The sequence below is a fragment of the Rickettsia sp. 109562A South Dakota genome, assembly GCF_055791265.1.
This window is the reverse complement of record NZ_CM147703.1, coordinates 357107-377640: the sequence shown is the minus strand read 5'-3', so window position 1 is coordinate 377640 and position 20534 is coordinate 357107. Positions and strand designations below refer to the sequence as shown.

Genomic DNA, 20534 nt, shown 5'->3' with positions numbered 1-20534 from the left:
ACTTATTAAACTTTAATATGGTATTGTTACTATATGAACGTTATATCGATGTCATACTGTGGCTTGACCATGTGTTGTACAAACGTTTAAGATGATCCCTAGCTAGAAGCGGCGTTGTTGCATGGCTCGGAAAGCCTGCTCGATATCATTCCCGCCTACGCGGGAAGGCTTTGTTGCGTGGATCAAAAAACGCGTTCGGTGTCATACCGTGGCTTGACCACGGTATCCAAAAAATAACTTTTAGTATATGTTTTTTGACATTTTTATCTGGATCCCGCGATCAAGTCGCGGGATGACAACCGATTTACCGAGCCACGCAACAATGCTTACGCGGGAATGACATAGAAGCCGTGCAACCAGCACCGCTTTTAAATAAGATTAACATCTTTTATTAAATTTTATCCTATGATAGTAATCGATAAAACATCTTATAGAGCTGTGGGGTTTGATAAACGTATTAAATTCCTAGTGCTACATTATACACAGTGTGATTTTAAGCAATCTTTAGATTTTCTAACCGGTGAAAAGTTAAGTAGCCATTATTTAATAAACGATGAAAACCCTGAACATATATTTCAATTAGTAGAAGAGCATGATAGAGCATGGCATGCCGGAGTAAGTTACTGGCAAGGTCATGAGCGTATTAATGATACATCAATCGGCATTGAAATCGTGAATCCTGCTTTTAAAGTAGATGCAAAAAATAATGATGTAATGTGGTTACCTTATTCGGAAAGGCAAATTAATAGTGTTATAAGTTTGTGTAAACAGATTATTGCTAGATATGATATTAAACCTACTAGAGTGGTTGGGCATTCTGATATTGCTCCAGGTAGAAAACAGGACCCAGGTCCGCTATTTCCTTGGAAGCTATTATATGATAACAGTATAGGAGCATGGTATGATGAGCAAACTTTTAACGAATTGCTGCCGCAAATCGATATAACCGATATTATGGCAATTCAGCAAAAATTTATTACATACGGTTATAAACTTGAAGTTACCGGAGTTTTAGAATCTAAAATGAAAGATGTTATAATTTCATTTCAAATGCATTTTCGTCCTAGTAATTTTTCCGGTAATTTGGATGCTGAAACCGTAGCAATTTTAGATGCATTAATATTAAAATATAAATCCGAGTTAAGCAGCTAATATGGTACAGTTTGTAACTATACCGAATCTTACAGATTATCAGGTTACTTTGAAATTAATGGAAAACTATGTTAATAAGGTAATTAATGCTAATGAGCCGGAAATTGTTTATTTAGTCGAACATTCTGAAGTATACACTGCCGGTACTAATTATAAACAAGAAGAATTATTAAATTACGGTGATATTCCGGTAATTTACACAGGACGTGGCGGTAAATTTACTTTTCATGGACCGGGTCAGCGTGTTATTTATCCAATTCTTAATTTAGCTTCACCGAATCGCAGCAAAGATTTAAAGCTATATATAAAAATGCTTGAAGAATGGATTATAAATAGCTTAAATTATTTTGGAATTAAAGCATATATTATTAAAGATAAAGTAGGTATTTGGATAAAAGTAAGGAAAGATGAATTTGCTAAAATTGCTGCAATAGGTGTTAGAGTAAGAAAATGGGTTACATATCACGGTGTAGCTATAAATATTTCAACAGATTTAAGTAAGTTTTGTGGGATTATTCCTTGTGGACTTGAAAATTCTTTAGTAACATCTTTAAATCAATTAGGAGTTCATATTGAAATGTCTAAATTTGATAAAATTATTCAAACTGAATTTAACAAAATATTTAAATGATCAGAAAATTTTTACTCACAATTTTAGCAATTTTTGCTCTTTGGATCGGTGGTTTTGGTTATTATGTATATTTAATAAATTCTTATAAGCTTAACAGTAACACTACTAATGCAATAATAGTATTTGCAGGAGGAGGGCATAAAATTGAAACCGGTATTGCGATGCTTAAGGCAGGCTATGCACCTATATTATTTATTACCGGTATAGAATCTGCGGGGCAATTAAAAAATTTGCTAAAAGAACATAGCGTAATAGAACAACAAGTAATACTTGCTCCGAATAAAACAATTTCTGAAGAAGATAATATTAAGAAAGCGGTTGATTTTATTGTGACTTACAATCTTACTTCAATAATTTTAGTAGAGCATAATTATAATATGCCTTTTATGCTAAATAAGCTTGAAAAAGCGATTCCTTCTTCTAATAATGTCTATATAGTACCATATCCTGTTTTTTCCAAACAAAAATATGATGTATTATTTAAATCCTATCATCGTTATTTAATGAGTATAGTAAACTGATCCCCACTTTGTGCTTCGTTGTTCGTCGACTCGCCTATTAGTATAGGTTTCGCTCCTCACGCCTGTCACAAAATGGGGCTGAGTTACTATATATACTCCTTTTGAAAGAAGTTTAAAATAATGAGTATTCGAGATGGAAAGCGGTTCCCATCTCGAATACAAATTTAATTTATTTTTTATTTTGACTACTTTTCATTTATCAGGAGTATATATCCTATTCCTTAATTTGCCACTTTACTCTTTTCTAGTACAATATTTTAGAACGATTACGACGAATAATGCAGAAATTAAAGAGCCTATTATTACTGCAGCTCTCATAGAGTTTGAAGGGCAACTACTCTCAAACGTAATACTACCTATAAATAAACTTAAGGTAAATCCAATGCCTCCAAGTATAGTTATAGAATAAAATTTTAACCATGAAGTATCGCTTGGTAAATTACAGAATTTGAATTTTACAAATGGATATGAAAATAACATAATGCCTAACTGTTTACCTATAAATAAACCAAATATTATTTCGTAGATTAAAGCAAATATTGAATTGGAACAAGTGCCTTTAAATAAAAAATATTCTGAAAGAATAACGGAATTCATAAATACAAAAAGAGGTAAAATAAAGTAATTTACAAAAGGACGAGTTAGGTTTTCAAGTTTTTTAAAAGAAGTGTTAAATTCTCCTTTTATATTAACAGGTATAAAAAGTGCCATAATGGCTCTACATAAAGTACCGTGAATACCTGACTCAACCATACTTACCCATAATAACGCCCCTATAATTATATAATAAAGTAGTTGTTTAACTTGTCGATAATTCAATATAAATAAGAAAATTATGATTGCAAAAGAAGCTAATAAAGCCGGAGTATTGATTGTTTTAGTATAAAACACGGCTAATATAATTAATGCAAAAGCATCATCAATTAATGAGAAACCTATAATAAAAGCTCGTAATTCTAAAGATATATGTCGGCTGAAAAAAGATAAAATACCAAGGACAAAAGCAGTATCGGTTGCTATAGGAATAGCCCATCCTTTTATTAATTCGGGTTTATCATAATTAAAAAACATGTATACTAAGGCAGGAACTACCACACCGCCAAGGGCCACAGCAGCAGGTAATATTAGTTTTTTTATTTTTATATTCACCTTTTACTAGATGAAATTTCATTTCTAAACCTATTAATAATAAGAAGAAAGTCATGAGACCGTCATTAACTAACTCTATAAAAGTTGTTTGTAAACTTACGTTTCCTATTGTTAAAGAGATTTTACTGTAGATAAAAGAAGAATAATATTTTCCTAGGCAAATATTATTGCTGACGACTATTGCTAAAGTAAAAGCAACAATTAATAATATACCGGCAAAAGTACCTGATTTAATTAATTCTCTTAACTGATTATTTATACGCATGATTTTAATATTAGTTATAACAAGCTCATAATAATAAGTTATTTAAATTCATTAAGAAAGTCAAAAATCTATATAAATCTATGGCAATAATTTATTTTTAGTGAGATAAAAGTTGTTTTTTGTACTTCTATAAGCTTGTATAATAAGTGTAAGAATATATAAATATAATATATTATGTACATTAACTACTTCAAAGATTTGATCGGTTTTAAGTCTGTAACTCCTGAGAGTAACGGGACTATTGAGTATATTGATGGTTTGCTTAAAAAACACGGCTTTAAGACCGAAATAAAAATATTCGGCGATTCTAAAAGCGAGCAAGTCACTAATCTTTATGCCGTGTATGGTAACGGCAAACCTAATATTTGCTTTGTTGGGCATGTAGATGTAGTGCCTGCGGGTGATTATCACCTTTGGCATAATTCCGCTCCGTTTAAGGCTAATGAACAAGGCGGAAAGATATACGGCAGGGGCGTAGTTGATATGAAAGGAGCTATAGCGTGTTTTCTAGCTGCAGCTTTAGATCTTATAAAAAATAACCCTGATTTTAAAGGTTCCGTTAGTTTCTTACTTACTAGTGATGAAGAGGGAAAAGCAAAACACGGTACTAAAGAAATGCTGCAATATATTTATGATCAAGAGTATAAGATTGATTTTGCCGTTGTCGGTGAGCCTACTTGCGAAAAAGAAATAGGCGATACAATTAAGATCGGCAGAAGAGGAAGTGTTAACTTTAAATTAAATATAGAAGGCTTAGCAGGGCATGTAGCTTATCCTCATAAAGCTAATAATCCTTTGCCTTGCTTAATAAAAATATTGAACGAGTTTATAAATATAAAACTTGATGAGGGAACAGAGTTTTTTCAAAGTTCAAATCTTGAAGTGACGAATATTGATGTTGGCAATAATACTTCAAACGTAATTCCGGCAAGTGCGGAAGCATATTTCAATATACGTTTTAATAATTTACATAATGCAGAAACTTTAGGGCAATTAATAGAGCAAATTGTTAAACGATATTGCAAAGAATATAAAGTAGACTATAAGCTAGAATATAGTAGTGCTGCTGAAAGTTTTATTCAGAATCCTAACGATAAAATAAAAGATTTTGCTGATATAGTAGAGAGAACGTTAAAAATAAAGCCCGAATTCTCTACAAGCGGCGGTACCTCGGATGCAAGATTCGTTAAAAATTATTGCTCCTTGGTAGAGTTCGGTTTATTATCCGAAACGGCACATAAAATAAACGAATACACCCAAATTAGCGATTTACAAAAATTATATGATGTGTATTATAATTTTTTGATGGAAATGCTGACTAATAAATAGTTATTCCTGTTATAGGCTGTTGTGTGGATCAGAAAAGTAAATTATTGTCATACCGTGGCTTGACCACGGTATCCATAAAAACAACTTGTAATCCTAGTAATTTTAGCATTTTTTACTGGATCCTGCGATCAAGTCGCGGGATGACAACCGATTTATCGGTCTATACAACAATTCTTTTACGGAAATAGCATCATTATATGCGGATGTGATGGAACACTGGTAGACATGCAAGATTTAGGTTCTTGTGCCGCGAGGCGTGGGGGTTCAAGTCCCTTCATCCGTACCACTTAAATTTTCTCATAAAAAATAATATAAAATTTTTATGCAGCAATTTAGTATTTATCAAACAAGCGATGAATTACTTCTAAAATCGATATTGCTTCTGATAGAAAAATGTTATCACTCTGATCTTAAAAGCGTTATACTTGCGACTGATAAAGAACAGCAGGAAATGCTCAATAAAAATCTTTGGACTTATTCACGTAAGCAATTTATACCTCACGGTAGTAAGCTTGATCCACAGCCTGAAAAACAGCCGATTTATATTACCGATGAGTTACAAAATCCTAATAATGCTAGTGTGCTTATCATTATTTCACCCATAGATATAGGAAAAATTTTACAAGTTAAGGACTATATAGAAGTTTTTAAAAGAATAATTATTATAACCGATTTACCGGAAGATTTAAAAGAATTAACAGTTAAAATAAATAAATTTACCGAGCAGGAAAATAAAATCGATTGTTTTAAACAAGATATGCGGGGTTCGTGGAATAAAGTAAAATAAGCTTATATTTTTTTACGTACAAATAAATATAATCCGATCGTTAAAGCAATAACCAAATTGGAATAACAAGCAAAAATAAAATCTAGATTTTTTGAAGCAAAATTTTGTAATATAAAATGAATTGAAGTAACAAGCAATACTGTCAAAGCTGAAAATAATACCGGCATAAAAGTTGTTTTTTTGCTATAAGGATATCTCAAAAAAACTGCAAGTGCTAAAAAAGGTAATACAAAATTATATAAAGGCCAAATTATTCTTTGATGTGCTTCAGCAATTAATTTAATTTTTGTAGTAATAGCTAAATCATGAGGGGGGGCAAGTAATTCGCTTATATAATATTCGTTTGCTTCTTTATTATGTTTAGTTCTTTGTGATACTAAAGGATTATCATTTTGTAGCTTTATCATTAAAGAATCGAAAGTTAGTTGTGTTAAATTACCGTTTACGTCATATTCTTGTCTTAGGCCTTTATTAAGTTCAAAAATCGGGCTATTATCATATATATTAAGAGTACCTGAATCCGTAAATACTACTGATGGGTTATCGGCGTTGCGATTATCAAATATTATTACGCCGTTCATAATATTTCCTGCTGATTTTTTATCTATAAAAACAGTGATATCTTTAGTTACTTTATTAAAAGTTTTCTCTTCAATCATAATTGATATATAATTATTCTTTATAAAGCTTAAACGTGATTTTAAGTTTATATGAGATAAAGGCATGATGGTAGAAGATATATAATAAGCAAGTAGCATAACTATTAATGCTACATACAAAGCAGGCAATGCCAGCTGTACGTTGTTAACTCCCGAAGCTTGTAATATAATTAGTTGTCGCTCGACTTTTAAATTATTATAGATATAGATTACGGCAATAACCGTTATTACCGGTAATAGAATAAATAATAAAGTAGGAAGTACTAAAACTATTAAACTGAAGAAGTCCATAACTTTTATACCTTTATCAAATAAATACAAAAGTTTTAATACTTGCGTTATCCATACTATACTAGTCACCGAAAAAGTAATGACTATAAGCAGCGGTAAAATATTTTTTATAAAGTATTTTCGGTATAGTAACATAATGTTTGTTTGATTTTTTGATATCATTCCTACTGTTCTCTTATGTCATTCCCGTCTGCACGGGAATGACATCGAGAGCCATGCAACAATACCGACCGACCTTTTTTATTACATTATTTGCAAAGATTCGATAAATTAATTTACCTATCAGTATTGTTATAAATGCAATAGCAATGCCGTAGATTATATCACTTGGGTAATGCATAGCAAGGCTTATGCGAGATAAAGACACGAGTATAATAACACAAATCATTAAGATTTTTAACCGTAATTTAATATAATCCCAAGCAAAATACGTTACCAAAACGCTAAGAGCCGCATGGCTGCTTGGAAAACTTGAAAAGCATCTTTCGTTTGCAGTATTTATTACGGTCATGAAACTATCTATAGGAAGACTGCAATAAGGGCGAGGTAAATTAACGGAAAATTTAAGAGTCGTAAAAACTAAACCGAATATTGCGTATATTATACCGACTTCGACTAATTTATTATAGTTATCCCAAAATTTATTTTGTCGCTCATTATCATTTTTGATTTTCTTTAGTTGAATATAAAGATATATACAGTATAAAATATATATTAAGGCGAAATTAGCGATATTAAAACAAAAAGAAATTATTTTCAGAAAATAAGGTATAAAACCTATATTAGTAATTTTATTTAAAAATAAGAATATTTCTTGATTTAAGCCGCAAAAATTATAAAAAACTTCAAACATTATTTTAAATATTTATGTTACAAGTAACAATACTTGGGTGTGGAGCATCTATAGGCGTACCGGTGATCGGATGCGATTGCAGTACATGCACATCGCCTTCAAAGTACAATAAAAGAACTAGATCAGCAATATATATCAATGATGAAAATAGTCAAATATTAGTTGATTTCGGTTATGATATTAAATATCAGCTAGTTAGAGAAAAAATTAGTAAGCTTGATTGTGCGATATTAACCCATGATCATTCCGATCACGTTAACGGTATTGAGGATTTGCGGGTATTTTCTTTTACCTCAAAAAAGCCGTTAGAAATCTATACCGATTATAATACAGTAGCAAAGCTACATAAGAAATTTGATTATTTATTTAAGCCGGCATCAGTTATGCCTTGGCAAGTGCTAGCTACTAAACCTATTGATTTTTTTAATAAAATTAAGATTTCTACTATAGAAATACAATTTTTTAGACAGCATCACGGTTCTATAGATAGTTTAGGGTTACGTATAGGTGATTTGGTCTATTCGCCTGATGTAATCGATTTTCCGCTTGAATCGGAAAAATTTTTAAAAGATATAAAAATATGGATATTAGATTGTATGGATTACAAATCAAATCCGAATCATGCAGGGCTTGATAAAGTTCTAGAATGGCGTGAAAAATATAAACCTGAGGAGATATTATTAACCAATATGAGACACACGATAGATTATCATGAAATTACGAAAATGCTCCCAAGTAATGTTAAGCCGCTTTATGACGGTTATAAATTTACGGTTTAGCGTATGATAGTTTTAGAAAAAGTCTGTAAGCGTTACGGCAAAAATTACGCAATTAAAAATATTGATTTAAGTTTTACTACTAAGGAAACTACTGTAATAATAGGTCCTTCGGGAAGCGGTAAAACTACTCTGCTACGAATTTTGAATAATTTAGAAGAACCAAGTAGCGGTACTTTTTTGGTAGACGGAAAGAAGCTACTGCCAAAAGATAGAAGAAAGCTTCGTTTAAAAGTAGGTATGGTTTTTCAAAATTTTAATCTCTTCCCACATTTAACGGTAGGAGAAAATCTAATATATACACCGATAAATGTTTTAAATTTGCCAAGAGAACAAGCAATTCTTAAGGCAAAGGAACTACTTGAAAAATTTAAGCTAACGCAAAAATTTGACTCATATCCGGCAAGCCTATCAGGAGGACAGAAACAACGTATAGCAATAGCAAGGGCTTTAATGATGAAGCCGGAAATTTTGTTATTCGACGAACCAACGTCAGCCTTAGATCCCGAAAATATTAAAGATGTTATAGAGAATATAAATTTATTAAAAGACCAAATGAGTATGGTAGTAGTCACTCATCATTTGAAATTTGCAAAATTAATAGCAGATCGTGTTATTTTTATGGATCAAGGGCAGATTTTAGCAAATCAGGCTGCACCGGACTTTTTTAATAAACCGGCATCGCATCGAGCTAGGTTGTTTTTGGAAAATATCGGTGATTTAATGTAAATCTTCTCTATGCAAAAATGTATTTTTTCATAGAGAAGAGTAAACAAAGAGTATCAAAGGTGAAAGGCGGCTTCCACCTTTGGATACAAATTTAATTTATTGTCTGTATGGATCGGTTTTTTCGTCTGAGCTAAGGAAAATTACGAAGTAATTGACGAAGCAGGAAGAATAAAAATGCTAAAGATTAGCATTTTTTAAATTTTTTTTGGATTGCCACGCTCCTTTCAGTCGCTCGCAATGACGATTTGGTATCCACGCAACACCGCCTATGTAGGAATGACATCGAATCAATAAACAATATTACCATATGAATAAAAAACTCATAAAATTTGTTTTTATCGTTTGCAGTACCATAATTGTAAGCGGTTTATTATACAAATATATCAATCAACATTATCCGAAATTTTTTAAAGCACCACAAAATATAGGAAGTTTTTGTGCGTCGTTATTAATATTATTTAGTATAATTTATAGTACTATTAGCCAAAATGAGGTGCGCAAATTTTGCTTACAATTAGCAATGTGGGCAGCAATTTTTTTAGTTATAATAACCGGTTATGCTTTTAGGTTTGAGCTGAACTACGCTTATCATAGAGTAATGTCTGCTTTAATTCCATCATATAAATGGTCTACTGAAGTCGGAGAAATTATTATAGCCCGTAGCGGAGACGGGCATTTCTATATCAATGCTTTTGTAAATAACATTAAAATAAAATTTATGGTAGATACCGGTGCAAGTGATATAGCTTTAACTAAAGAAGATGCCCAAAAATTAGGCTTTGACTTAACTAAATTAAAATATACTAGAACTTACCTAACAGCTAACGGTGAAAATAAAGCCGCACCTATAACCTTAAATAGTGTAGTAATCGGTACGGAATTTAAGAACATCAAAGGTCATGTAGGTCTTGGTGATCTTGATATTTCACTGCTTGGTATGTCGCTATTAGAACGTTTTAAAGGTTTCAGGATTGATAAGGATTTATTGATCTTGAATTATTAGACATCTTTCCAAAGAAGTTTACAGAACTTAGAAGGTTTTGTTGCATGGCTCTTAAAAAGAGTTCGATGTCATTCTAGCTAAAAGCGGGAATCCAGAAACCTTTTATTGTCATACCGCGAGCTTGTAGCGGTATCTTAGGACGCAATCTAGGGTACAAGACCCCGGGGGGTGACAACAGCCTAGATTCCTGCTTTTAGCTAGAATGACATAAGAGCCGTGTTAGAACGGCATTTTAAAACCCGGTGGTAAATTTATGCCGTTTAAAGCTCCTGATAAAGAATTTTGGGAATCTTCATCACATTTTTGTTTAGCATCATTAAAGGCAACTTTAATTAAATCCTCAAGCATCTCTTTTTCTTCTGCTTTTAATAAAGATTCATCAACCGAAACCTTTTCTACTTCACTACGACCGGTGATAGTAATTTCAACAAGCCCGCCTCCGGCTTTACCGGTATATCTTGCATTTGCCATTTGCTCTTGGGCTTCTTGCATTTTCTTTTGCATTGATTGGGCTTGTTTTAAAAACTGATTAAAATTTACCATAATTCTATCCTTTAATTTTTAAGTAAAATATCTGAAATCATTGCATTTGGGAAATGTTTTTTAATTAAAGCAAAATCGTTACTTGCTTCAATCTTCCCTATGAGCTGATTCTTTAAGGTTTGCTTGTTCTGCTCTTTTATTATTATAACCTCAAATTTTTCCTTGCTAAAAGCAACCAATAAATCTTCTATTTGTTTTTTTATCTTGCTTGTAACTTCAAGACTGAAGAACTCTAGTCTATTATCACCAAAATTTTTAAGTTCCGTATGATTGAGCAGGAAGTAATATATATCTATTTCATTATTTTTATATAGATATTCAAGAAAATCTACAATTTCAAATTTTTTTTTTATTGCTGGATTAATTGATTGATTTAAATTTTGATTATTAACGTCAAAATCTGCAAGCAATGGTAGCGACGTCGAATATATAGATTTTATAACTAACATTTCCGTTTCTGTCAGTTGATTATAGGAAATTTTTATTTCCACGACTCCTTTATTATATATTTGCCATAAGATTGACAGATACGGCAAACTAATTTCACTCAAGATATTTTTAATTCTATCATTAAAGGATTCATATATAGGCAAACTATAATTAGGTAACATTTTTACTTTATTAAGATAAGCAATAAAATCTGCTACCGATTCTATAAAAATCTCAAGATTAACCGAAAAACCATAAAGCTTATTTATTAAATTTATAGCTTTTTCCGTCTCTCTACGGATAATATATTCGAAAAATTCTATTATAACTGAAGTATCAACAAGTCCAAGCATTTGATTAATTACTTGAGGGCTAATTATATTATCGGATTTTGCCGACATACTAGCTGCTTGATCTAAAATAGATACTGCATCACGTGCTGAACCTTCTGATTTAAAAGATATAATTCTTAGTGCTTCTATATCGGCTTTTAAATTTTCTTGCTTAGTTATATATTCAAGTAATTTAAAAATCTCTTCAAAACTCAGGCGCCTTAAATCATAACGTTGACATCTTGAAATAATAGTTGCAGGTATTTTTTGCACTTCCGTCGTTGCAAAAATAAATATTATATGAGGCGGCGGTTCTTCCAAAGTCTTAAGAAGTGCATTAAAAGCTCCTTTAGAAAGCATATGCACCTCATCAATAATGAAGATTTTATGTTTACCTTGTAGAGGTTTATACTCAGCTGATTCTATAATTCTACGTATATCATCTACGCTAGTTTTACTTGCCGCATCAATTTCGATTATATCAGGATGATTATGATTGTTAAAACTAATGCAATTCGTACATTCTTCACATGTTCTAATAGTGTAGTCAATTGATTTAAACTTGCCTACATTGTCGCTTGTCGCTCTCCTATTATCTATAGGCTTCGCTCCTTGCTCCTTGTATTCAAGCTTAACTGAATTGACTACAGTGTCTTCAGTAATTAAAGCAGAACAGTTTACGGCTTTAGCAATAATGCGGGCCGAGGTAGTTTTACCGACCCCTCTAATACCTGTTAAAAGATAACCTCCGGCAAGCCTATTGTTTAAAATAGTATAGCTTAAAACTTTGACTAGTACCTCTTGCCCCTGAAGCTCGGCAAAGTTACTAGGACGATATTTCCTTGCAAAAGGAATATACTGATTAGATGAATTTATATCGGTCACGATTGTTATAAGATCTAGTTACCTTTAATGTCATCCTAGCTCACTTGTAGGCGTTGTTGCACGATTCGAAAAAAGTACTCGATGTCATACCGTGGCTTGACCACGGTATCCAAAAGTATAACTAATAATCTCAGTATTTTAGACTGGATCCCGCGATCAAGTCGCGGGATGACAATAAAAAATAGGTATGACATCCAATCCTTTTAAGAATAATGCTAGTAATGACCCACCAAATCCCGCTCCGGCTGCTTCCTTTCAGACCTGACCGACTAAACAGGCACAATGCCCACTACTAGCATAATTAACATAACCTGTTTATCTAGAAGAAACAATATATTTTTTTTCTATTTCTGATTTTGTTAACCTTTCAGGCGGACCAAATATTTCAGGGTTTTTTAATTTAAACAAATCATCGGCAAATTTTTGTACTTTAGCTATTTTATCAAAAGTAATAGTAACTATATTATTATCTTCAAATATTTTGAGTAGCTCAATTTGTTTAGTAGCTTTATTAAAAGTAATTTCGCTACGCTTTTCTGTTAGAGTATGGTAGATAGTAATTTTAAAAATATTTCCTTCATTAATTACTGATTCAAAAACAAAATCCTTGTCAAAATTCTCATTATCTTCTAATAAGAAATTAAATATATTTTCACTTCTATTAATACGACTTACTTGTTCCATATCATAATCATACATCGATACGAAATTTTTAGTACCTATTATAACTAAAGGAAACGGGGGATAATAATTACATCTAAAATTATAAGGTTTTCTTATTAATAATTTTCCTTTAGCTATATTATCCTTAGAATCTTCTTGAGTAAAATCTATCGCAACTGATTTTATCGTACGTAGATAAGTTTTTAGCTCTAAAATAACAGTATGATCATTTGCATATACCGTAATAGAATTTGCAAAAAAACAAATAACGGCTAAGAACAATATTTTTTTCATTTTTATTGTTTTATATTTTAAATTATGTTTAAAATACCTTAGTTATATTGTTAAAACAAATAATATTTATGAAAATCGTTGCTTTAAAAGAAAAAGCCAAGCATGAAACACGAACTGCTATAACGCCTGAAGTAGCAGGATTGCTAGTCAAAAAAGGCTATTTAGTTACTGTAGAAAAAGATATAGGGCTTTCTGCCGGTTTTCTTGATGAAGAATATATTGCCGCCGGTGCTAAGATATCTTCAGTACCGCTCGAAATTATTTCCGATGCCGATATTATATTAAAGGTACAACCTTCATCTGTTACGGATAAATATAGTAAGCTTGAATTTGCAAAAGCAGGTGCAATTATTATCGGTCTTCTATCACCTTATTTAAATCATGATTATATAAAAGCGGCAGCTAAAAAAAACCTTACGACTTTTGCTATGGAGTTCGTGCCGAGAATTACTAAAGCTCAAAATATGGATGCTTTATCTTCTCAAAGTAATCTAGTAGGGTATAGAGCGGTAATTGAGGCAAGCTATCATTACACAAAAGCTTTTCCGATGATGATGACGGCAGCGGGGGCTATTTCACCGTGTAAAACTTTAGTGCTTGGTATCGGTGTTGCGGGTCTTCAAGCTATTGCAACGGCAAAAAGGCTTGGTAGTATAGTTGCAGGATACGATGTAAGAGCTGCTACCAAAGAGCAGGTAGAAAGCTTAGGAGCTAAGTTTGTTTCACCGGCGCTACAAGAAGATTTGCAAGATAAATCAGGTTATGCTTCAGAAAGTTCGGAAGATTACAAAGTTAAACAAGAAGAGTTTTTAGCAAAAATTATTAAAGGATATGATATAGTTATTACTACTGCACAAATTCCGGGAAAAAAAGCACCGTTACTTGTTACAAAAAAAATGCTGGAATCGATGAATCATGGTTCGGTAATTGTTGATATAGCGACCTCTACAGGTGGGAATGTCGAGGGTTCGGAAATGGATAAGATCGTTACTAAACACGGAGTTACCATAATAGGTTTATCAAATCTTGCTGCTAAAATTGCTACCGACAGCTCAAAATTATATGCTAAGAATTTATATAATTTTCTAAGTTATGCTTTACAAGATGGTAAATTTAATATGGATGATGATTTAGTACGTGATATGTTGATTACTAAAGACGGCAAAATAGTAAATGAGAAAATCAATGTCATTCCCGCTTTCGCGGGAATGACATCCTAAACGTTCGTACGGTAGAGAGCCAAGTGAACTAGGTAACACTGAACAATAATAACCAAGAGAGAAATATGAATCAATTACCGATAATAGCGAAGCAGGCTGCCGAAATTGCCCATAATACCCAAGAATTATCAGACAAGTTAAAAGACTTAGTAATAGACGCTAGTTGGCAAACGAACACAAGCACTATAGACCCGCTAGTATTTGCTATAACAATTTTCGTATTAGCTTCTTTTGTCGGATATTATGTAGTGTGGAAAGTAACACCCGCACTCCATACCCCGCTTATGTCTATTACTAATGCTATTTCAGGCATTATAGTTCTTAGCTCTATGATCGCTGCAAGTAGCTCTGCTTTAGGGGTTTCCGGTCTACTTGGGTATTTTGCCACTTTACTCGCTTCTATAAACATTTTCGGCGGATTTATAGTGACAAAAAGAATGCTAGAAATGTTTAAGAAGAAATAGACTCGTCTATTAACTCTTCATTTACTTAGAGTATAAACCTAGATAAGCATAACGTAGCTAATAAGGAGGAATTTGTAGGAGATGCAGGACGCAGCACCGCAGCGTACATAAAGTACGTGAGGATGCGAGTACCGAATCGACGCACAAATTACCCTTAGGAGCAAGTTATGTAGCTAAAGTTCTAATTCTTTATATTCAACCTCAACTACTTCATATGATTTTGATCCTTTCGGTGTTGTGACTTCTACAAAATCACCTACTGATTTCCCAATCAAAGCTCTGGCTATAGGAGAAGCTATTGAAACTCTTTTTCTAGTTATATCGGCTTCATATTCTCCTACAATAATATATGTTACTTCTTCTTCAGTATCGTCGTCGATTAAAGTAACTGTAGCCCCGAATTTTATGTTATCTCCCGATAGTTTACCAATATCAATAATTTCCGCTCTTGCCGTCATATCTTCAAGCTCTTTAATACGCCCTTCTATAAATGCTTGTTTCTCACGTGCTGCTTCATATTCCGCATTTTCGGATAAATCACCGTGTTCTCGTGCCTCTGCTATATCTTCACTAATTTTTTTACGCTCTACATGTTTTAAATGTTTAAGCTCGTGTTCTAATTTTTCAAAACCTTTAGTAGTGATAGGAAATTTTGTATTCATAATTATATTGTGTAGATTTAGTAATTTTAGTATACTATTTTCAATAATATAGATCTCAGCAAGTATATTTGTAATAGTTAAATTTGTCAAATAAGCCTTTTTTAATTATTTGGTATTGCTAACTAAATATAGATATCGTTATTGCGAGCAGGCATTGTTGCGTGGATTCTGTTATGTCATTCCCGCGTAGGCGGAAATCCAGTAAAACATATAAAAAACTTGTTTTTTTATATGTTTATTTTACCAAATATGTAATTTTTGTGCCAATATTAAGGTTATTTTTTCTGGATCCCCGCTTTCGCGGGAATGACATCGAATGCTTCTCGCAATGACGCAGGCATTATTTTTCACATATCTAAAAACATATTAATGATTCTATGGAAATTAAAGATTTTGACTTCGAGAAAAAGCGTAAAATTTTCCACCTATCGGCTATAATATTTCCGCTACTTTATTTGTTTATTCCAAGAACCGCTATTACGCTCTTATTATTTATAATAACGGTTATTACATTATATTTAGATGTATCACGTCATAATAATGCAAAAATTAGCGAATTTGTAACTAGATTTTTTTCAAAAGTTATAAGGCCCCAAGAAAATAACGGCTCTTTTGCTCTAAGCGGCATTAGCTTTATGATGCTCGGTTTTTTCTTAACTGCTCTTCTTTTTCCTAAAAATTTAGTAATTTGTTCGTGGCTAATTTTAATTATTTCAGATTGTTTAGCGGCTCTTGTCGGCGTTAAAATAGGCAATAGTTTAAGTGGTAAATCGATAGCAGGTTCTATTACCTTTTTAGCTTCTGCAATTTTTATAAGTATATTAGTGTATTTCTATTTAGGATATAATACAAGTTTTATTATTATCATTATAAGCTGCATAGGGGCTACGGCAGCTGAATTTTATTCAAAAGATTTAAGAATTAACGATAATCTATCTATACCTCTTTCTTATTGTCTTTTTACTGCTATTCTTTTTTATATAATATAAAATATGCGAGTTGCGCCTGAATTTTATGAGTTCTTAAGAAACCGTATTAACATATCTGATGTAATACGGCAAAAAGTAGTTTTAACTAAAAAATCCGGTAACTATGTAGGTTTATGTCCTTTCCATCAAGAAAAGACTCCTTCTTTTACGGTTAATGATAGTAAGAGATTTTTCTATTGTTTTGGTTGTAAAGCAGCCGGTGATGTTATAAAATTTACTTCTAATATTAGCGGTTTATCCTATAATGAGTCTGCTATAAAGCTTGCAACCGATTACGGTATAGAGATACCAAAATTAACTGTGAAACAGAAAGAATTTTATGAAGAATCCGATGAAATTCTAAATATTCTAGAACTCGCCAATAAGTTTTTCAGGACGCAATTAACGTCCGAAATATTACATTATCTACACGGAAGAAATATTACCGAAAAAACAGTAAAAGAGTTTTCAATAGGCTTTGCACCGAAGAATAATAAATTTGAAAAGTTTTTTCATGATAAAAATATAGATATTGTAAAACTCGGTAAAGCAGGTTTAATCGGCAAACGAGAAAACGGAGAAATATATAATTTATTTTCTAACCGTATTACCATTCCAATTAGAAATATTTACAATAAAATTGTAGGCTTTGGCGGTAGAGTACTAGGGGAAGGGATGCCTAAATACTTAAATTCACCTGAAACTACAGTATTTCAAAAAAGCGAAACACTATACGGTGAGCATAAAGCGATAAGCAGTAGCTATAAAAAAAATCACTCGATTTTAGTAGAAGGTTATTTTGACGTTATAGCACTACATCAAGCAGGTTTTAGCGAAGCGGTTGCAAGCCTTGGTACTAGCGTCACCGAGAATCACTTATATAAATTATGGCGTGCCGGCGATGAAATTATATTATGCCTTGACGGAGATAATGCAGGCATAAAAGCTAGCATAAGAACTATTAACCTAGCATTACCGCTTATTAATAGTGAAAAGAAAATTTCTTTTATTAGGTTACCAAGCGGATTTGATCCCGACGATGCAGTAAATAAAAACGGTGCTGATTTTTTTGCAAAGCTTATAGATAAAAGAATAAGCCTATCAGAAATGATTTGGCATATAGAATATAGCGGCAAGAGTTTTAAAACTGCAGAAGAAAAAGCTAATTTAGAAAAAAAATTAAAAAATTATTGCAGCAAAATATCGGATAGTGATTTAAGAGCAAGTTATTACAGATTTTTTAAAGATCAAATATGGCAGAATTTAGTCATAAAACAGAAGAAAGTTATAACTAAAAGCTCAAATTTGACTCCTATAGTTTCAAGTCACGGCTATTCGGAGCTTGAAATGCTAGAACACGCTTTTTGTGCTTTGTTGGTTAAGTTTCCTACAATACTTGAAGAAAAAGATATTAAAGATTTCATCCTAAATTTAAATTTTAATAATAAATCGCTTGAAGAATTCCGTAATTGGTATTTAAACGAGATTATAGATAATAACGTAGAAGCAAGTGAAATTACTGCAATTGTGGAAAAAACTAGCTTTTGTGATATTTTTTTATTATTATCAAAAACGGATAATTTGTTTTTAGATATCTCATTTAATAAAAATAATATCAGACTAGATTTATTATGGCAGTGGCTACATAAAAAATATTATCTAATAAATTTACAACAAGAATACACGTACACTATAAACAGTACTGATAATCACGATTTTGAAAAAGTTTTACTATATAAAAAAGAAATTCTGAAGATTGCAAATGAACTTCAAGTTTTAAACGAATCTCTTATTAACCACACTATAATTTAATACTTCTATACTTCAAGTATAATGAAGAGTAAAGAAAACAAAAAATATAAATTAAATTTGTATTCGAGATGGGAACCGCTTTCCATATCGAATACCTGTTATTTTAATTCTTCTTTCAAAAGTAGTATTACATACTCCTTTTGAAAGAAAAAAGCATATAGGTATTTAATGAGCAATAGTAATATAGATAATGATCTAGATAAAATAGATAGTTTACTTAAAAAAGCTAAATCTAAAAAGATACCGGTCACTTACGATGATATAAACAAAGCTCTTCCTCTTAATAAAAATCCTTCAATAAGACAATTAGAGGAAGCTATATTAAAATTTTCCGATGCGGGAGTAGATATTTTAGAATCTAACGAAGATGATGAAATTAAGCTTGATATCGGAATGGATGAAGAATTTAAGCTATCTATCAATGTTGATAATGAACCTGAGGACGAGGTAGAAGAAAAAAATATAGGTACTACCGATGATCCTGTAAGATTATATCTTAAGGATATGGGAGGAGTCGATCTTTTAACTCGTGAAAACGAAGTAAAAATAGCAAAAAGAATTGAGGAAGGACGTAAAACAATGACTGCTTCCTTATGCAGAAGCCCTATTGCTATGCGTTGTTTTATAGTATGGTATGAAGATTTAGTTAATGAAAAAATGTTACTACGTGATCTAATAGATTTGGAAGCTAACATGTTACATGACGAAACACCCGAAAATGATGAAGAACATAGTAGTGATACCGAAGGAGAAGAGCATGAGGATAATCACTTATCTATGTCTAGAGTAGAAACGCAGATATTACCTAATATTATAGAGCGTATGAAAAAGATTTCTTTTATCTGCGAAGAACTACTAATTGAAGCTAAAAAATGTTATGAGAAATCTTTTGAGCCGAAGGTTTTACAAAAGAGCAAAAAATATAATAATAACTTGGAATTATTAATAAATGAAGTTTCGGAAATACATTTTAATTCTAAAAGAACAGAAGAAATTTTAGGTAAGATGTATGGAATAAATCGTGATTTAATTAATAAAGAAACAGCTTTTTTAAAACTTGCCGAAAAATACGGAGTAACTCGCCAAAATTTCCTTGATGAATATATAGGATCGGTTATCAATGCAGCATGGAAAGAAAAAATGCTGAAAAATAAAAAAATCGCTTGGAAAGAGTTAATTACTAAAGAATCGGATTATATAGATCAAATGATTACCGAATTATCGGTTATAGAATCTAATACCGGTCTTTTAGTTAATGATTTTAAAAAATTAGTGAATACTATACAAAAAAGCGAGAGACAAACACTGCAAGCAAAAAAAGATATGATAGAAGCGAATTTACGTTTAGTTATATCTATTGCTAAAAAATATGCTAATAGAGGATTGCAGTTTTTAGATTTAATTCAAGAAGGTAATATAGGGCTTATGAAAGCGGTGGATAAATTTGAATATCGCCGTGGCTATAAATTCTCTACCTATGCTACTTGGTGGATTAGACAAGCTATAACAAGAGCTATTGCCGATCAAGCAAGGACTATACGTATTCCTGTGCATATGATTGAAACAATTAATAAGATATTGCGTACTTCAAGACAAATGCTTAATGAACTCGGCTATGAACCGACGGCAACGGAAATCGCTAACCGTCTTTCAATGCCGCTTGATAAAGTGCGTAAGGTCATGAAAATAGCTAAAGAACCTATAAGTCTTGAGAATCCCGTAGGTGATGATAGTGACGGCGGTCAATTAGGCGATTTTATCGAAGATAAGAATGCAGTAGCGCCGATTGATGCGGCAATTCAGTCAAATTTACGAGAAGTTACCACTAGAGTACTTGCAACTCTTACACCTCGTGAAGAAAGAGTGCTTAGAATGCGTTTCGGTATAGGTATGAATACTGACCATACATTAGAAGAAGTAGGGCAGCAATTTCAAGTAACTAGAGAACGTATAAGACAAATCGAGTCAAAAGCTTTAAGAAAGTTACAGCATCCTATTAGATCTAAAAAGCTTAATAGCTTTAGAAGCGGAGGAAAGCGTAGTGATAGTAATCCATCGGATGTGCTAGAGGCGTGATAACACTTATATTGTTATACCGCGGCTTGATCGCGGTATCT

19 protein-coding genes, 1 tRNA gene, 1 other RNA gene and 1 pseudogene are annotated in these 20534 nt (G+C 32.0%); 14 read left to right on the top strand and 8 right to left on the bottom strand.

What is annotated here, in order from left to right; genetic code table 11:
* The first annotated feature begins 405 nt into the window (after window positions 1–405).
* Genes ACIAS7_RS02135 through ACIAS7_RS02125 form a run of 3 tightly spaced genes read left to right on the top strand, consistent with a single transcriptional unit; the run spans window position 406 to window position 2304 of the window.
* Window positions 406–1152 carry an N-acetylmuramoyl-L-alanine amidase gene (locus tag ACIAS7_RS02135; protein WP_473199149.1) on the top strand — a complete coding sequence of 249 codons (747 nt, stop codon included), beginning with the start codon at window positions 406–408 and terminating at the stop codon, window positions 1150–1152.
* 1 nt (window position 1153) lies between these two features.
* Window positions 1154–1783 (top strand): lipoyl(octanoyl) transferase LipB, encoded by a 630-nt coding sequence (gene lipB, locus ACIAS7_RS02130; protein WP_473199148.1) that lies wholly within the window; start codon window positions 1154–1156, stop codon window positions 1781–1783.
* Window positions 1780–2304 carry a YdcF family protein gene (locus ACIAS7_RS02125; RefSeq protein ID WP_473199147.1) on the top strand — a complete coding sequence of 175 codons (525 nt, stop codon included), beginning with the start codon at window positions 1780–1782 and terminating at the stop codon, window positions 2302–2304. The genes lipB and ACIAS7_RS02125 overlap by 4 nt, the downstream gene beginning before the upstream one ends.
* Window positions 2305–2538: 234 nt before the next feature.
* Here ACIAS7_RS02125 and nhaA read toward each other — a convergent pair.
* Window positions 2539–3718 (bottom strand): annotated as a pseudogene (nhaA, locus tag ACIAS7_RS02120) (Na+/H+ antiporter NhaA).
* 174 nt (window positions 3719–3892) lie between these two features.
* Here nhaA and dapE point away from each other — a divergent pair.
* From dapE to ACIAS7_RS02105, 3 genes are all read left to right on the top strand, one after another.
* Window positions 3893–5047, top strand: coding sequence for a succinyl-diaminopimelate desuccinylase (gene dapE, locus ACIAS7_RS02115; protein WP_473199146.1), 1155 nt, complete (start codon window positions 3893–3895; stop codon window positions 5045–5047).
* Between the two features lie 199 nt (window positions 5048–5246).
* Window positions 5247–5333 (top strand) — tRNA-Leu (locus ACIAS7_RS02110).
* Window positions 5334–5369: 36 nt separating this feature from the next.
* A complete protein-coding gene (locus ACIAS7_RS02105) occupies window positions 5370–5834 on the top strand; it encodes a DNA polymerase III subunit chi (RefSeq protein ID WP_473199145.1) in 465 nt (154 codons plus the stop codon).
* Window positions 5835–5836: 2 nt separating this feature from the next.
* On the opposite strand, the gene ACIAS7_RS02100 is transcribed toward ACIAS7_RS02105, so the two are convergent.
* Together ACIAS7_RS02100 and ACIAS7_RS02095 are read right to left on the bottom strand one after the other, a co-directional pair.
* On the bottom strand, window positions 5837–6919 hold the full coding sequence (locus tag ACIAS7_RS02100; protein ID WP_473199144.1) for an LptF/LptG family permease: 1083 nt from the start codon (window positions 6917–6919) through the stop codon (window positions 5837–5839).
* Between the two features lie 40 nt (window positions 6920–6959).
* Window positions 6960–7637, bottom strand: a complete 678-nt coding sequence (locus tag ACIAS7_RS02095) for a phosphatase PAP2 family protein (protein WP_473199143.1) — start codon at window positions 7635–7637, stop codon at window positions 6960–6962.
* A gap of 14 nt (window positions 7638–7651) precedes the next feature.
* Between ACIAS7_RS02095 and ACIAS7_RS02090 the strand changes: the two genes are divergently transcribed.
* From ACIAS7_RS02090 to ACIAS7_RS02080, 3 genes are all read left to right on the top strand, one after another.
* On the top strand, window positions 7652–8416 hold the full coding sequence (locus ACIAS7_RS02090; RefSeq protein WP_473199142.1) for an MBL fold metallo-hydrolase: 765 nt from the start codon (window positions 7652–7654) through the stop codon (window positions 8414–8416).
* A gap of 3 nt (window positions 8417–8419) precedes the next feature.
* Entirely contained in the window at window positions 8420–9142 is a 723-nt protein-coding gene (locus ACIAS7_RS02085) for an amino acid ABC transporter ATP-binding protein (protein WP_473199141.1), read from the top strand.
* A gap of 307 nt (window positions 9143–9449) precedes the next feature.
* Window positions 9450–10145, top strand: coding sequence for an aspartic protease APRc (locus tag ACIAS7_RS02080; RefSeq protein ID WP_473199140.1), 696 nt, complete (start codon window positions 9450–9452; stop codon window positions 10143–10145).
* A gap of 219 nt (window positions 10146–10364) precedes the next feature.
* Here the strand turns inward: ACIAS7_RS02080 and ACIAS7_RS02075 are convergent, their stop codons facing one another.
* The 4 genes from ACIAS7_RS02075 to ACIAS7_RS02060 form a co-directional block, all read right to left on the bottom strand.
* Complete coding sequence (locus tag ACIAS7_RS02075; RefSeq protein WP_473199139.1) at window positions 10365–10688, bottom strand: YbaB/EbfC family nucleoid-associated protein; 324 nt, start codon at window positions 10686–10688, stop codon at window positions 10365–10367.
* 11 nt (window positions 10689–10699) lie between these two features.
* The gene (dnaX, locus tag ACIAS7_RS02070; protein ID WP_473199138.1) at window positions 10700–12334 is read right to left on the bottom strand and encodes a DNA polymerase III subunit gamma/tau; all 1635 of its coding nucleotides are present in this window, start codon (window positions 12332–12334) and stop codon (window positions 10700–10702) included.
* 207 nt (window positions 12335–12541) lie between these two features.
* An RNA gene (gene ffs / locus ACIAS7_RS02065) (signal recognition particle sRNA small type) lies at window positions 12542–12635 on the bottom strand.
* Window positions 12636–12649: 14 nt separating this feature from the next.
* On the bottom strand, window positions 12650–13291 hold the full coding sequence (locus tag ACIAS7_RS02060) for an outer-membrane lipoprotein carrier protein LolA (RefSeq protein ID WP_473199137.1): 642 nt from the start codon (window positions 13289–13291) through the stop codon (window positions 12650–12652).
* Between the two features lie 68 nt (window positions 13292–13359).
* Between ACIAS7_RS02060 and ACIAS7_RS02055 the strand changes: the two genes are divergently transcribed.
* Together ACIAS7_RS02055 and ACIAS7_RS02050 are read left to right on the top strand one after the other, a co-directional pair.
* Window positions 13360–14511, top strand: coding sequence for an NAD(P) transhydrogenase subunit alpha (locus ACIAS7_RS02055; RefSeq protein ID WP_473199136.1), 1152 nt, complete (start codon window positions 13360–13362; stop codon window positions 14509–14511).
* A 65-nt stretch (window positions 14512–14576) separates the two neighbouring features.
* Entirely contained in the window at window positions 14577–14975 is a 399-nt protein-coding gene (locus ACIAS7_RS02050; protein WP_473199135.1) for an NAD(P) transhydrogenase subunit alpha part 2, read from the top strand.
* Between the two features lie 173 nt (window positions 14976–15148).
* On the opposite strand, the gene greA is transcribed toward ACIAS7_RS02050, so the two are convergent.
* Entirely contained in the window at window positions 15149–15637 is a 489-nt protein-coding gene (greA, locus tag ACIAS7_RS02045; RefSeq protein ID WP_473199387.1) for a transcription elongation factor GreA, read from the bottom strand.
* Window positions 15638–16014: 377 nt separating this feature from the next.
* Between greA and ACIAS7_RS02040 the strand changes: the two genes are divergently transcribed.
* The 3 genes from ACIAS7_RS02040 to rpoD all read left to right on the top strand — a co-directional run bounded on the left by ACIAS7_RS02040 (window position 16015) and on the right by rpoD (window position 20493).
* A complete protein-coding gene (locus ACIAS7_RS02040) occupies window positions 16015–16626 on the top strand; it encodes a diacylglycerol/polyprenol kinase family protein (protein ID WP_473199134.1) in 612 nt (203 codons plus the stop codon).
* Between the two features lie 3 nt (window positions 16627–16629).
* Window positions 16630–18417 carry a DNA primase gene (dnaG, locus tag ACIAS7_RS02035; protein WP_473199133.1) on the top strand — a complete coding sequence of 596 codons (1788 nt, stop codon included), beginning with the start codon at window positions 16630–16632 and terminating at the stop codon, window positions 18415–18417.
* Window positions 18418–18585: 168 nt separating this feature from the next.
* Window positions 18586–20493, top strand: a complete 1908-nt coding sequence (gene rpoD, locus ACIAS7_RS02030) for an RNA polymerase sigma factor RpoD (protein WP_473199132.1) — start codon at window positions 18586–18588, stop codon at window positions 20491–20493.
* Window positions 20494–20534 lie beyond the last annotated feature (41 nt).